The sequence below is a fragment of the Pseudomonas sp. R4-15 genome (genome assembly GCF_055768815.1).
The window spans coordinates 3734414-3748073 of the sequence record NZ_CM147293.1 but is presented as its reverse complement, the minus strand read 5'-3'; the positions used below and the strand labels follow the sequence as shown (position 1 = coordinate 3748073).

The window sequence follows — 13660 nt, the reverse complement described above, 5'->3', positions numbered from 1 at the left end:
GGTGGAAAATAAAACCGTTCATTTCAGGGACCGGACGCATAAACTGTGCGGCCGAATTCGGAGGATGGCCATGACCCTGTTGAAACTCACCGACGTCTCCCTCGCCTATGGCGCCACGCCGCTGCTCGATGGCGTGTCCTGGCAGATCGAACGCGGCGAGCGGGTCTGCATCATCGGCCGCAACGGCACCGGCAAGTCGAGCATGCTCTCGCTGGTCAAGGGCACGCAGTTGCCGGACGACGGCGAGATCTGGCGCGCCCCGGCGCTGAAGATCGGCGAGCTGCCGCAGGAACTGCCGCGCGCCGACGAGCGCACGGTGTTCGACGTGGTCGCCGAAGGGCTCGATGGCGTTGGCGAGTTGCTCGCGCGCTTTCACCACCTGAGCCAGCACATCGAAGGTGACGACGACCTGGCCGAACTGACCCGCGTGCAGGGCGAACTCGAAGCGAAGGATGGCTGGCGCCTGCAGCAATTGGTGGACAGCACCCTGAGCCGCCTGCAACTGCCGGCCGACAAGACCCTGGCCGAGCTTTCCGGCGGCTGGCGCCGGCGCGTGCTGCTGGCCCAGGCGCTGGTCGCCGAGCCGGACCTGTTGCTGCTCGACGAGCCCACCAACCACCTGGACATCGGCGCCATCGCCTGGCTGGAAGAGGCGCTGCTGAATTTCCCCGGTGCCGTGCTGTTCATCACCCACGACCGCGCCTTCCTGCAGAACCTGGCCACGCGCATTCTGGAGTTGGATCGCGGCCACCTGATCGACTGGCGCGGCGACTACGCCAGCTTCCTGGTGCACAAGGAGCAGCAACTGGCCGCCGAGGAGGCCGCCAACGCGCTGTTCGACAAGCGCCTCGCCCAGGAAGAGGTCTGGATTCGCCAGGGGATCAAGGCGCGGCGTACCCGTAACGAGGGGCGCGTCCGCGCATTGAAGGAGATGCGCGTCGAGCGCCAGTCGCGGCGGGAGCGTACCGGGGCGGCGAACATTCAGCTCGACACCGCGGAGAAGTCCGGCAAGCAGGTGATCGTCGCCGAGCACGTCGGCTTCGCCTACGGCAACGGCGAGCCCCTGGTGCGGGACTTTTCCATGGTGCTGCAGCGTGGCGATCGCATCGGTCTGCTCGGCGCCAACGGCACCGGCAAGACCACGCTGCTCAAGCTGCTGCTCGGCGAACTGCAGCCCACCCAGGGCAGCATCGAGACCGGCACCAAGCTGGAGGTCGCCTACTTCGACCAGTTGCGTCTGCAACTGGACACGGAGAAAACGGTGATCGACAACCTCGCCGAAGGCCGCGACTTCATCGTCATCGATGGCCAGAGCCGCCATGTGCTGAGCTACCTGGGCGACTTCCTGTTCACCCCGCAGCGTGCGCGGACGCCGGTCAAGGCGCTCTCCGGTGGCGAGCGCGCGCGCCTGCTGCTGGCCAAGTTGTTCAGCAAGCCGGCCAACCTGCTGGTGCTCGACGAACCGACCAACGACCTCGATGTGGAAACCCTCGAGCTGCTCGAGGAGGTGCTGCTGGGTTTCACCGGCACCGTACTGATGGTCAGCCACGACCGTGCCTTCCTCGACAACGTGGTCACCAGCACCCTGGTGTTCGAGGGTGAAGGACGCGTACGTGAATACGTCGGCGGCTATCAGGACTGGCTGCGCCAGGGCGGCTCACCGCGTCTGCTCGGGGTTGCCGAGGAAAAACCGGCCAAGAGCGAGGCAGCGAAAGCCGCAGAACCCGCCCCGGCGACTGCACCGGCCGCCGCCAAGCGCAAGCTCAGCTACAAGGAACAGCGCGAACTCGATGCCATCCCCGGACGCATCGACGAACTCGAAGGCCAGCTCGAAGCGCTGCAGGCGGAAACCTCCGACCCGGCGTTCTACCAGCGCCCGCTGGAGCAGACCCGCGAGACCCTCGCACGCATGGGAACCCTGCAGCAGGAACTGGATGTGCTGATCGAGCGTTGGGCGGAGTTGGAGGAGTAACGCGTCCGGCCGAAGCGCGACAGGGGGCTCGCGATCGTTGAATGAGGGTCCGACTGCGGTGCAGCCGGGCCCTTTTTGCGTCAGGCGTAACTGCTCTGTGCCGCTTTAGGTATGTTGGCCAGCTTTTCCGCCTTCTGGTTGTCAGCCAGGGCTCGCCATTCGGCAACCAACTCTTGCAACTGCGGCATGTCGCTCAGGTCGCCGTAGACATCCTTTAGTATCAGCGGACGGGCTGCTTCATTGAGCAGGCGCTTCTGGGCGCGTTCCAGTTCCTGTTGCTGTTGGTAACTCAGATCTTTGGCCAGGGTTATCCCTTGGTTGTACATGCGCCTGAGCTCCATGTCGGTCTTGTGCCGGAAGCGGGGGTCATCGCTGGCTCTGGCTGCCTGGACGAATTGGCCAAAGGTACGGGGTCGCCAATTGGCGAGCTCTTCTTGCGCTGTCTTTATCAGGTTATGCAGGTCGCGGGTCTCCTGAGCGGTGAATAGCTCTCCGCCTCGGTCCTGCACACCAGCGTTCCAACGCAACAAGGTGGTCAGCATGGAGCGGGCATAACCGGCGTCCCTGGCGTGTTGGGAGAACGAGAAGAGCTGCCGAATGAAATTATTACGCGCGGGCATGTCTCTTTCCAGGTCGATGGCGCCGGCATAGCGGGCGCAGGCTTGCTCATCGATCAGCGCGCAACCTGGCTGCCAAAGCACGGCGGATTCACTGCCACCGTTGGGTTTGCGTGAAATGAAATGGCGCTGTTGGCCATGATGCTCGTAGGGATCGTCCTTGAGATTGAGCAGGCCACCGAGTATCAGGGGAATTCCTGCCCCTAATGAACTGATTGAAACTACGGTGCCCGCAGCCACTACGGACCATTTGGTGTCTGTCCAACTGAATGGTACGCCGGGTACTGGATCATCGTGGTTGACCAGCCGGTGGTGCGTCAGGGCCTGGGCGCCCTGGACGAAGGCGTGGTCTGCTGCGCGGGGGGCGCCAAAGGTGTAGAGCTGGATGTCTGGCTTTGAAGGTAGACGGCGTAGCCATTCAGCGAGTAGGAGTGCAATGGCACCGCCAAGGCTGTGGCCACAGACCATCAAAGTTTGTCCGCCTGTATAAAACGCATCCAGGTAACGCCCGGCTTTTTCTTTGACCGCCTGGAAGGCACCATAGAAACCACGGTGAGCCTGGCCTGCGCCTTCGGCGTAGGGAACTTGGTTAGCGTCCGCGTCACGTAGCAGGTCTTGAAGTTTGTCGGGCTCCGTGCCACGCACTGAAATCAGTATCACCTTGTCGTTATGGGTGATGAAGGCCTGGGTGCCGGTGTCCTCGTCGTAAAGAAAATGCACGTCTTCCGGGTAGCGCCAGCCACTCTGAACCTCTGCGCTGTAACGCGTTTCGTCATAAGGCATGATTTCCAGGCGCTTGGAGTACGGTACTTCCTCGTAAAGCAGGTTGTAATGAGCTCTGTCGAACGCTGTCGACTTGAACAGGTAGGCGAGTTGTTCGCGTAGGACATTGCCAATACTTCCTGGCACGCCATAGGGCGGTGGTGCGGATTTGTAAGCGTCGGACTCAGTGATTTTGCTGAATGGCGCATAGGCGAAGCTGCTCATCACCGCCAGGTGATAGGCATTTATGGCGCAGAAGGCTTTATCCCTCGATAGCAACGGGCTGTAAGCCCGTAAGGCTTTTACTTCCAGAACATAATGTTGGTTAGGCGCCAGCGCTATCCCAGGTTGTCCTGCGGCCGCACCGGCGTTCTGCTTGAGTGTCGCCGAGGGGCGTGGTCCCCACTCGCTATCGGTGTCCGGGAGGTGGGCTTTGGCTTCTACGAAGTCACTGACCTCTACTCGATAGAGGCGGGCGTTTTCCTTTATGGCGCGTTGTTCCGCGAGGTAGGTTTTTCCGGCGGTATTGTGTGGGCCGGAGGGAGATTTTTCGGCGGCAACCTGAACGTTCGTTAATGGGATTTTGAATGCCTTCCGAAACATGATTTTTTCATGCCAGGGCTCATGACTCCCATCGCTAAGCATTGAAATGTCTAACACGCTCGGACCGCAATAGATCCGCTCAATTCGCGCGCAACCTTCGCTGTCTAATGTTCCCGAGTAACTCTGAGCCTGACCGTCATGCAGTATGTAAGGAATCCCAGCGTAGGGCCTGCCATTGCCATGTTCGTCTACTAAGCGAAAGCTAACCCAATGACTGCGGAGTGGGCACTGCAAGGTGTTTAGTTTCATGTCCATTGTGTTTTTCATCCATTAGTCACTCTGTGCAGTTTGGATAGATCGTGCACTCCTGTCCGTTCATTTTGAATTTCTTGAATACGGGTGGCTTTTGGCAACTTATCCAGCCCCCTTCTTTGGGGATGCAGGGTTTCCAGCCGTTTTCGAATTTAACCCATGTGTTGTCATAGTAGGGTTCTTCCTCTGCCGTCACTGTGAAATCTAGTCGCACCGTTTTTCCTGCCAAAGTGTCTTTGGGAAGATGTGCTCCAGCATTCTTGCAGATAAGTAGTTTTGATAGCTCAAGATATAATGGGCTTATTTGGAATAGCCACATGCACTCGGCTTCTTTCTTTAATTCACCTGATGCATCGAAATCCGGTGCGCCTTTGGGTAAGGAGTCCACGACCACGAGTCCGCCATTATCGTATGATCGCTGCCAATCCTTATCCCCATAGCGCCCTCTGATATAGAGTCCGATGCGCTCCAGCTGGAGTGTGCAAGTGCCTTTGCTATAGCGCGTAGGGATTTGAAAGCGATAGTGCTGAGCACTATCGAGAATATCTGTTTTGAATGACTTTCGCAGGGTGCGTGTGCTGCATTCGTTGAGCGGCGAGTAGTGCGCCTGGGTCTCGATACCGAAGTTCGCCGGCAGATCGCCTTCGAAGGTGAATTTTTCAGAGCCAATTGTCATGCAGGCACAGAGGCTCAAAGAGAGTGCGCCTATGAGTAGACGAATGCACCAGCGAAACGGCGTCATGCCAGGGTCTCCATGGACGTGATCTGATGGTGGCAGCGGATGAAATGCTGCTCGGGGTTTTCCTCTGTCTGTGCGGCCCAGGCTTTTACTTCCAGAACATAATGTTGGTTAGGCGCCAGCGCTATCCCAGTTTGTCCTGCGGCCGCACCGGCGTTCTGCTTGAGTGTCGCCGAGGGGCGTGGTCCCCACTCGCTATCAGTGTCCGGGAGGTGGGCTTTGGCCTCTACGAAGTCGCTGACCTCTACTCGATAGAAACGGGCGTTTTCCTTTATGGCGCGTTGTTCCGCGAGGTAGGTTTTTCCGGCGGTATTGCGTGGGCCGGAGGGGGATTTTTCGGAGGCAACCTGAACGTTCGTTAATGGGATTTTGAATGCCTTCCGAAACATGATTTTTTCATGCCAGGGCTCATGACTCCCATCGCTAAGCATTGAAACGTCTAACACGCTCGGACCGCAATAGATCCGCTCAATTCGCGCGCAGCCTTCGCTGTCTAATGTTCCCGAGTAACTCTGAGCCTGACCGTCATGCAGTATGTAAGGAAACCCAGCGTAGGGCCTGCCATCGCCATGTTCGTCTACTAAGCGAAAGCTAACCCAGTGGCTGCGGAGTGGGCACTGCAAGGTGTTTAGTTTCATATCCATTGTGTTTTTCATCAATTAGTCACTCTGTGCAGTTTGGATAGACCGTGCACTCCTGTCCGTTCATTTTGAATTTCTTGAATACGGGTGGATTTTGGCAACTTATCCAGCCCCCCTCTTTGGGGATGCAGGGTTTCCAGCCGTTTTCGAATTTAACCCATGTGTTGTCATAGTAGGGTTCTTCCTCTGCCGTCACGGTGAAATCTAGTCGCGCCGTTTTTCCTGCCAAAGTTTCCTTGGGAAGATGTGCTCCAGCATTCTCGCAGATAAGTAATTTGCTTATTTGACCAAGGCGTGCTCTAGCCTTGCTTAGCTGAAAGAGCCATGTGCAGTTGGCTACTTTTCTCAACTCGCCTGATGCATCGAAATCCGGTGCGCCTTTGGGTAAAGAGTCTACGACCACGAGTCCGCCATTATCGTATGATCGCTGCCAATCCGTATCCCCATAGCGCCCTCTGATATAGAGTCCGATGCGCTCCAGCTGGAGTGTGCAAGTGCCTTTGCTATAGCGCGTAGGGATTTGAAAGCGATAGTGCTGAGCACTATCGCGAATATCTGTTTTGAATGACTTTCGCAGGGTGCGTGTGCTGCATTCGTTGAGCGGTGAGTAGTGCGCCTGGGCCTCGATACCGAAGTTCGCCGGCAGATCGCCTTCGAAGGTGAATTTTTCAGAGCTAATTGACATGCAGGCAAAGAGGTTCAAAGAGAGTGCGCCTGTGAGTAGACGAATGCACCAGCGAAACGGCGTCATGCCAAGGTTTCCATGGACGTGATCTGATGGTGGCAGCGGATGAAATGTTGTTTAGGTCTGTTCACTGTTTGTGGTGACCAAGCAGGTTGCCTACGTGTTGCCGAGGGGCGTGGCCCCCACTCGCTATCGGTGTCCGGGAGGTGGGCTTTGGCCTCTACGAAGTCGCTGACCTCTACTCGATAGAAGCGGGCGTTTTCCTTTATGGCGCGTTGTTCCGCGAGGTAGGTTTGGCCCAGAGCGTTGCGTGGGCCGGAGTGAGATTCTTCTGCGGAAAACTGGAGGGGGGTGACCGGAATTGGAAAGTTTTCTCTAGTAAGTAGCCAGTGGTACCAGGGATTAGCAAAACCGTCGGCCGGCTGGGAAAGATCGAGAACCGCAGGCCCACAGTAAATCGTGTTGATTCTACAGAGCCCTTCGCTATCTAATGTGCCTCGATATTCCTGCCCCTGGCTGTCCTTTACCAGATAATGCAACCCGGAAAAGGTTGACCCTCTGCCATACTCATCAACAAGCCTAACGCTAATCCAGTGCTTTTTAAGCGGACACTCCAGTGTGGTCAGAGTGTTCGTCTCGATTGAATGAGTCATCCGTGATTCACTCCGTGCAGTTGGGGTAAACAGTGCATTCTCGATCATTCATTTGAAAGGTTCTGAATGTGGGAGGGGTGCGGCACCAGATCCATTTGCCTTGTGGAGTGTTTTCTTCAGCGCATGGCTTCCAACCTGTATTAAGCTTTATCCAGGTCTGGCGAATGGCTGGTTTTTCTTCTGGTGCTAACTCAAAGTCCAGTCGCACCGTTTTTCCTGCCAAATTGCCCTTTGGAAGATGTGCTCCAGCATTCTTGCAGATAAGTAGTTTTGATAGCTCAAGATATAATTGGCTTATTTGGAATAGCCATATGCACTCGGCTTCTTTCTTTAATTCACCTGATGCATCGAAATCCGGTGCGCCTTTGGGTAAGGAGTCCACGACCACGAGTCCACCGTTATCGTATGATCGCTGCCAATCCTTATCCCCATAACGCCCTCTGATATAGAGTCCGATGTGCTCCAGCTGGAGTGTGCAAGTGCCTTTGCTATAGCGCGTAGGGATTTGAAAGCGATAGTGCTGAGCACTATCGCGGATATCTGTTTTGAATGACTTTGGCAGGGTGCGTGTGCTGCATTCGTTGAGCGGTGAGTAGTGCGCTTGGGCCTCAATGCCAAAATTCGCCGGTAGGTCGCCTTCGAAGACGAAGGTGTCTGCGCCCAGTGATGTGCAGGCGCTGAGCGACAAGGCGAGGACGGCTGGGAAGGCGGGCGCTAGCCAGGGTGCGTTCGTCATGTCCGGGGTTCCGTAGCGGCGATCTGTAGTTGGCAGCGGTTGAAGTGTCTTACGGGCGACTCGCCTTCTTCGGCTTGCCAGGCGGGGTGTACTGCCAGTTCCGGAATCAATTGTCGGGCGAGCAGGAACTGCACTTGCTCCGGTGTATTCCAGCGCCAGTGCTTCGCCTTGGTCAGTTGTTCGCGCAGCCATGCTTCGAGGGCGGTCGTTTCCGCCAGTCGAGCCGTTTCGGCCGGGTAGGACTGCCAAAGCCATTGCTGCAGGTTGTGCTGGCGGATCGCCTCGGCAATTTCCAAAGGCTCCGGCAGGGCCAGCCAGGGGCGTGCGAAAGGCGCGGGGTAGTGTGCGGGGGCGGGGTTGTCGAACTGTCGCCAGGACTGCCCGTTCCAGCATAGGGCGCTGTGCAAGGGACCGAGCAAGAGAGGGCGCTGTTCGTTGGGCAGGCTGTCCAGATGACGGCTGATCACTCGGCTGTCCTGTAGTCGATACAACGAGCGCTGACCGCCGCTATCGACCAGCATGCGCTCCTGCCAGTGCCGAACGAGCCCGCTCATGTCGACGTCGCTGCTGGCCAGCCAGCCCCATTGGCGTTGTGGGTGGCTCAGCAGGTCGTCGAGGAATGGCGTGGGGGTGGCGGGGAGGGTGGCGATCCAGGGGGCGGCGGGTGCCAGGTCGATGAACTCCGTACCGACGTAGAGGTTCGCGCAGTCCTCAGCGATTCCCGCTGCATACAGAGCCGTGACGGGGTCGGGTTCGGCCAGCGGATCGAGGATGAGCACCCACTGCCGTTGGCGTTGTGATTCCAGCCAGGCTTCGACAAGGCGCTGTATTTCGCCGTCCGTGGCAGGACGGGCCGCTACAGGTCGCATGAACCCTCCCGGCAGGCTTCGCAAATCGGGCAGAAACTGGCGGCCAACTGGCGCGCCAGGCGGGCAATCTGCAACTGTGCATTGGCCAGCGCTGGGGCGGCTATCTGGCCGGATTCATCACTGTCCGCTCTCCAGGGGAGCGATGGAGAGAGCAGCTTGAGCCCAGCGCCCGTGCTGGCCGCCCCGCCCGAGTTGAGCTTGATGGCCGGGCCGTTCAGGGTAATGCCACCCGCATCGAGCTTAATGAAGCTGCCTCCGGCCTTGGCCGTCAGTTCGAGTCCTGCCTCTATCACCAGCTTGTTGCCGGCGTGGTAGTGGATTTCGTTGCCCGCCTCTATGAATTGTCCGCTTCCCAGTTTCACGTGCTGGTCGTTGGTCACCGTCAGGTGATCGTCGGCGCGCAGCTCCACCTTGCGGTCGGCGTGGGTGATGCGGTGTTCCTCGGCTTCGAGTTCGGTGTAGCTGTTGGCTTCGACGCGGTCGTGGCGCTGGTGGCCGACGCGGATCTTCTGGTCGTGCTCGATGTTCTCGTCCCAGTCGCGCTGGGCGTGCAGGTAGATCTGCTCGGCGCCCTTGCGGTCTTCGATGCGCAGTTCGTTGTAGCCGCCTCCGCCGGGTGAGCTGAGGGTCTTGAACACACTGCGCGTGCGATTGGCCGGCAGCTCGTAGGGCACCTGGTTCTCGGCGTGGTAGAGGCAGCCGGTGACCAGCGGCTGGTCGGGGTCGCCTTCGAGGAAACTGACCAGCACTTCCATTCCGATGCGCGGGATGGCGATGCCGCCGTAGCGATCACCCGCCCAACTGCTGGAAACGCGCAGCCAGCAACTGGTGTTGTCGTCGGCCTGGCCCTCGCGGTCCCAGTGGAATTGCACCTTGATGCGGCCGTATTCGTCGCAGTGGATTTCCTCGCCTTCGGGGCCGGTGACGACGGCGCTTTGAGCGCCGAGCAGGCGCGGTTTGGGGTGGTTGGGTGTGGGGCGGTAGGGGAGGGTCCAGGGGAAAGCGGTGAAGTGGTTGCGGTAGCCCTGGGTGAAGTCTGTGGGTTGTCGATCCCCCTCTCCCGCGAGGGGCGAGGGAGAAAAGCTGATCGATTCTTCCAGTACCTGTGGTTGCTTGCCTTCGTGGTGGATTTTGCCGAGTAGCCAGAGGTCGTTGCAGTCCTGCCGTGGGTGTTCGGTGAGGGGCAGCAGGTGGCCGCTGCGCAGGCTGGGCTGGTCGCTGCGGCCCTGGGCCTGAAGGCGGTCGTGGCGGTGGCTTTCCAGGTGCAGGCGGGCGAGCTGACGGCCGCGTTCGCGGTCGCTGAAGTGACCGGGAAAGGCATAGTCCTCCAGGCCCTGCTCGTCATCGCTGACGTTGGCCTCCAGGCGCAGGCGCGGTTTCTCGAAATCGTAGTCGCGGCGGCTGACGCTGGCGGTGCGCACGGCGGCGCTCAGGGAGAAGCGCTCGATCACCGCCTCATCGGCCTGCATGCCGCTGCCGGGGTGGTAGCGCGTCTGCCCGAGGCGTGGGAACACCGTCTGATCGTCACCGAACACTAGCAGGTGGCCGTCGGGGGAATGCCGGAAGTGATAGTGGATGCCTTCCTCTTCGCACAGGCGCTGGAGGAAGTGCAGGTCGCTCTCGGCGTACTGGGTGCAGTAGACGCGCGCGGGATGCTCGCCGCCCAGCTCGAAGCGGTAGTCGCCAAGACCATGCTCGTCGAGCAGTCGGGTGATGATCTGCGGCACGCTCAGGTGCTGGAAGATGCGCGCGTTGCGCCGCCAGCCCAGCCAGGCCAGTTGCGGGCGCAGTTGCAGGTGATAGCGGGTCAGGCGGCGGCCGGAGTCGCCCTGGGTGAAGGCGTGAACCCAGCCATGGATACCCTGTTCGGCGCCCAGTTGCAGGTAGGCCGGCTGCTGCAGGAAGTCTTCCAGGGGCAGTGCCGGGTTCTCGCTGACCAGCTCCAGATCGAAGGCGAAGGGCTCGGAAAGCGCCTCGTGGCCGCTGAAGGCGAGCACCTGCAGGTTATGGGCAAGGCCGGGCAGTTCGAGGGAGAAATGCGGCTGGTTGGCGGGGGCGAGCATCCGTTGCTCCTCGGCGATCTGCGGAAAACGCCGAGGGTGCCCGATCCGGCGGGGGCCGGCGGTCGATGGGTTCGCATTTGAGATCAAGAACCGGCGAGGCGAGAGCCTCGCCGGCTCTCCTCGGGATTATTCCGCGTCGGATTTACGCGGCGCTTTCAGGCGTACGGCGAGCACATCGCAGGGTGCGCCGTGCAACACGTCGTTGGCCGTGGAGCCGAGCAGCAGTGCCAGCCCATGGCGGCCATGGCTACCGACTACCAGCAGGTCGCAGCCTTTTTCCTCGGCGAGACGGTGGATTTCCTGGCGCGGCTGGCCATAGGCCAGGTGACGATGTTCGGCAGTGAGTTGCGGGTAGCGGGAGGCGAAGCCTTCGAGGCGTTCGCGGGCCTGGTCGAACTGCTGCTGTTGCAGCATCGACAGGTCCATCGGTACGTCACCGCCAAAGGCCATGGCCATGGGTTCGACGATATGCACCAGCGACAGCTGAGCGCCAATGCCTTGGGCCAAGGCCTGGGCCCGCTGAATCACCGGATGGCAATCCTCGGTGAGATCGATGGCGACCAGGATGTGTTTGTAGGTCATGGTTGTCGCTCCTGATGGACTGCAAAGAGATTATCCCGGCAGTGCAGGGTTTGTCGCCCTGCCTGGCTTTCTAGCGACAGTCTAGTCTTCTAGCGACCTCGATTGTTGATCTGCGCCGTGCCGGGTGCGGTCGATTGACAAGTCTGGAGCTTTGCGGGAAGGTAGCGAACCCGAATCAAACGGGCGTATGAATTGATCGTTTGCCTGGCGCAACGACTCGAAGAAATACACATCGCGTCAATCGGGTCCTAGCCAGGCAGCGACGACCCCGCGGTATGAAGCCACCCGTGACGCGTGACAATCAAAGCTTCCCTACCTGGAGATCAGTTGATGATTTACGAAGGTAAAGCCATCACGGTAAAGGTGCTTGAGGATGGTATCGCCGAGCTGAAGTTCGACCTCGCTCAGGAATCCGTCAACAAGTTCAATCGCTTGACGCTCGACGAACTGCGGCAGGCGGTCGATGCCCTTAAGGCCGACGCTTCGCTCAAGGGCGTGCTGGTGAGCAGCGGCAAGGACGTGTTCATCGTCGGCGCCGACATCACCGAATTCGTCGAAAACTTCAAGCTGCCCGATGCCGAGCTTACCGCCGGCAACCTCGAGGCCAACAAGATCTTCTGCGATTTCGAAGACCTGCCCGTACCCACCGTTGTCGCCATCAACGGCATTGCCCTGGGCGGCGGCCTGGAGATGTGCCTGTCCGCCGACTACCGCGTGATGAGCGAGACCGCGAAGATCGGCCTGCCCGAAGTCAAGCTGGGCATCTACCCGGGCTTCGGTGGCACCGTACGCCTGCCGCGCCTTATCGGTTGTGACAACGCCGTGGAGTGGATTGCCTCCGGCAAGGAAAACCGCGCTGACGATGCATTGAAGGTCGGCGCCGTGGACGCGGTGGTCAAGCCGGAACTGCTTCAGGCGGCCGCGCTGGACCTGCTCAAGCGCGCCATTGCCGGCGAGTTGGACTTCAAGGCCAAGCGCCAGCCCAAGCTGGAAAAGCTCAAGCTCAACACCATCGAACAGATGATGGCCTTCGAGACGGCCAAGGGCTTCGTCGCCGGCCAGGCCGGACCGAACTACCCGGCACCGGTAGAAGCGATCAAGACCATCCAGAAAGCCGCCAACTTCGGTCGTGACAAGGCGCTGGAAGTCGAAGCCGCCGGCTTCACCAAGCTGGCCAAGACCTCGGTCGCCGAGAGCCTGATCGGCCTGTTCCTCAACGACCAGGCGCTGAAGAAAAAAGCCAAGGCCTACGACAAGCAGGCGGGCGACGTGCAGCAGGCGGCCGTGCTTGGCGCTGGCATCATGGGCGGCGGCATTGCCTATCAGTCCGCGCTCAAGGGCACGCCGATCCTGATGAAGGACATTCGCGAGGACGCCATCCAGCTCGGTCTGTCCGAAGCGTCCAAGCTGCTCGGCAAGCGTGTCGAGAAAGGCCGGCTGACCCCGGCGAAGATGGCCGAGGCGCTCAATGCCATTCGTCCGACCCTGTCCTATGGCGACTTCGGCCATGTCGACGTGGTGGTCGAGGCGGTGGTCGAGAACCCGAAGATCAAGCAGTCGGTGCTCGCCGAGGTGGAAGGGCAGGTCAAGGACGACGCGATCATCGCGTCGAATACCTCGACCATCTCCATCAGCCTGCTGGCGCAGGCGCTCAAGCGTCCCGAGAACTTCTGCGGCATGCACTTCTTCAACCCGGTGCACATGATGCCGCTGGTGGAAGTGATCCGTGGCGAGAAAACCAGCGAGAAAGCCATCGCCACCACCGTCGCCTACGCCAAGAAGATGGGCAAGACGCCGATCGTGGTCAACGATTGCCCCGGCTTCCTGGTGAACCGCGTACTGTTCCCGTACTTCGGCGGCTTCGCCAAGCTGGTCAGCGCCGGTGTCGATTTCGTGCGTATCGACAAGGTGATGGAGAAGTTCGGCTGGCCCATGGGCCCCGCCTACCTGATGGACGTGGTTGGCATCGACACCGGCCATCATGGCCGTGACGTGATGGCCGAGGGCTTCCCCGACCGCATGAAGGACGACCGCAAGTCCGCCATCGACGTGCTCTACGAGACCAATCGCCTGGGCCAGAAGAACGGCAAGGGCTTCTACGTCTACGAGACCGACAAGCGCGGCAAGCCGAAGAAGGTCTTCGACGAGAGCGTGCTGCCGGTGCTCGAGCCGATCGTCTACGAACGCCGTGAACTGAGCGATGACGACATCCTCAACTGGATGATGATCCCGCTGTGCCTGGAAACCGTGCGTTGCCTGGAGGACGGCATCGTCGAGAGCGCCGCCGAGGCTGACATGGGCCTGATCTATGGCGTCGGCTTCCCGCCCTTCCGGGGTGGTGCGCTGCGCTACATCGATGCCATCGGCGTTGCCGAGTTCGTGGCGCTGGCCGACCAGTACGCCGACCTCGGTCCGCTCTATCACCCGACCGAAAAACTCCGCGAAATGGCCAAGAACGGCCAGAAGTTCTTCGGTTAATTGAGGAA

General features: G+C 59.8%; 11 protein-coding genes. 2 read left to right on the top strand and 9 right to left on the bottom strand.

The features are described from left to right. The first annotated feature begins 70 nt into the window (after positions 1 to 70). Positions 71 to 1972 carry an ATP-binding cassette domain-containing protein gene (locus tag ACYRGX_RS18070; protein WP_473053829.1) on the top strand — a complete coding sequence of 634 codons (1902 nt, stop codon included), beginning with the start codon at positions 71 to 73 and terminating at the stop codon, positions 1970 to 1972. 80 nt (positions 1973 to 2052) lie between these two features. Here ACYRGX_RS18070 and ACYRGX_RS18065 read toward each other — a convergent pair whose 3' ends face one another. From ACYRGX_RS18065 to ACYRGX_RS18025, 9 genes are all read right to left on the bottom strand, one after another. After that, the gene (locus ACYRGX_RS18065; RefSeq protein ID WP_473053828.1) at positions 2053 to 4209 is read right to left on the bottom strand and encodes a lipase family protein; all 2157 of its coding nucleotides are present in this window, start codon (positions 4207 to 4209) and stop codon (positions 2053 to 2055) included. A gap of 19 nt (positions 4210 to 4228) precedes the next feature. Further along, on the bottom strand, positions 4229 to 4948 hold the full coding sequence (locus ACYRGX_RS18060) for a hypothetical protein (protein ID WP_473053827.1): 720 nt from the start codon (positions 4946 to 4948) through the stop codon (positions 4229 to 4231). Continuing rightward, positions 4945 to 5601, bottom strand: coding sequence for a hypothetical protein (locus ACYRGX_RS18055; protein WP_473053826.1), 657 nt, complete (start codon positions 5599 to 5601; stop codon positions 4945 to 4947). Before ACYRGX_RS18055 ends, ACYRGX_RS18060 begins: the two co-directional genes overlap by 4 nt. Positions 5602 to 5608: 7 nt before the next feature. Next, positions 5609 to 6337, bottom strand: a complete 729-nt coding sequence (locus tag ACYRGX_RS18050; protein ID WP_473053825.1) for a hypothetical protein — start codon at positions 6335 to 6337, stop codon at positions 5609 to 5611. After that, on the bottom strand, positions 6334 to 6924 hold the full coding sequence (locus ACYRGX_RS18045) for a hypothetical protein (RefSeq protein WP_473053824.1): 591 nt from the start codon (positions 6922 to 6924) through the stop codon (positions 6334 to 6336). Before ACYRGX_RS18045 ends, ACYRGX_RS18050 begins: the two co-directional genes overlap by 4 nt. A gap of 7 nt (positions 6925 to 6931) precedes the next feature. Next, positions 6932 to 7660 (bottom strand): hypothetical protein, encoded by a 729-nt coding sequence (locus ACYRGX_RS18040; RefSeq protein ID WP_473053823.1) that lies wholly within the window; start codon positions 7658 to 7660, stop codon positions 6932 to 6934. Beyond that, complete coding sequence (locus ACYRGX_RS18035; RefSeq protein WP_473053822.1) at positions 7657 to 8529, bottom strand: DUF4123 domain-containing protein; 873 nt, start codon at positions 8527 to 8529, stop codon at positions 7657 to 7659. Before ACYRGX_RS18035 ends, ACYRGX_RS18040 begins: the two co-directional genes overlap by 4 nt. Beyond that, a complete protein-coding gene (locus ACYRGX_RS18030) occupies positions 8517 to 10592 on the bottom strand; it encodes a type VI secretion system Vgr family protein (protein WP_473053821.1) in 2076 nt (691 codons plus the stop codon). Before ACYRGX_RS18030 ends, ACYRGX_RS18035 begins: the two co-directional genes overlap by 13 nt. A gap of 126 nt (positions 10593 to 10718) precedes the next feature. After that, positions 10719 to 11174 carry a universal stress protein gene (locus ACYRGX_RS18025; RefSeq protein ID WP_473053820.1) on the bottom strand — a complete coding sequence of 152 codons (456 nt, stop codon included), beginning with the start codon at positions 11172 to 11174 and terminating at the stop codon, positions 10719 to 10721. Between the two features lie 330 nt (positions 11175 to 11504). Here ACYRGX_RS18025 and fadB point away from each other — a divergent pair, with 330 nt between their 5' ends. Beyond that, complete coding sequence (fadB, locus tag ACYRGX_RS18020; RefSeq protein WP_473053819.1) at positions 11505 to 13652, top strand: fatty acid oxidation complex subunit alpha FadB; 2148 nt, start codon at positions 11505 to 11507, stop codon at positions 13650 to 13652. Positions 13653 to 13660 lie beyond the last annotated feature (8 nt).

Coding starts and splice junctions, on each gene's coding strand:
- ACYRGX_RS18070 (WP_473053829.1), top strand. CDS start 71: ATGACCCTGTTGAAACTCACCGACGTCTCCCTCGCCTATGGCGCCACG.
- ACYRGX_RS18030 (WP_473053821.1), bottom strand. CDS start 10,592: ATGCTCGCCCCCGCCAACCAGCCGCATTTCTCCCTCGAACTGCCCGGC.
- ACYRGX_RS18045 (WP_473053824.1), bottom strand. CDS start 6,924: ATGACTCATTCAATCGAGACGAACACTCTGACCACACTGGAGTGTCCG.
- ACYRGX_RS18035 (WP_473053822.1), bottom strand. CDS start 8,529: ATGCGACCTGTAGCGGCCCGTCCTGCCACGGACGGCGAAATACAGCGC.
- ACYRGX_RS18040 (WP_473053823.1), bottom strand. CDS start 7,660: ATGACGAACGCACCCTGGCTAGCGCCCGCCTTCCCAGCCGTCCTCGCC.
- ACYRGX_RS18050 (WP_473053825.1), bottom strand. CDS start 6,337: ATGACGCCGTTTCGCTGGTGCATTCGTCTACTCACAGGCGCACTCTCT.
- ACYRGX_RS18065 (WP_473053828.1), bottom strand. CDS start 4,209: ATGGACATGAAACTAAACACCTTGCAGTGCCCACTCCGCAGTCATTGG.
- ACYRGX_RS18025 (WP_473053820.1), bottom strand. CDS start 11,174: ATGACCTACAAACACATCCTGGTCGCCATCGATCTCACCGAGGATTGC.
- ACYRGX_RS18055 (WP_473053826.1), bottom strand. CDS start 5,601: ATGAAAAACACAATGGATATGAAACTAAACACCTTGCAGTGCCCACTC.
- ACYRGX_RS18060 (WP_473053827.1), bottom strand. CDS start 4,948: ATGACGCCGTTTCGCTGGTGCATTCGTCTACTCATAGGCGCACTCTCT.
- fadB (WP_473053819.1), top strand. CDS start 11,505: ATGATTTACGAAGGTAAAGCCATCACGGTAAAGGTGCTTGAGGATGGT.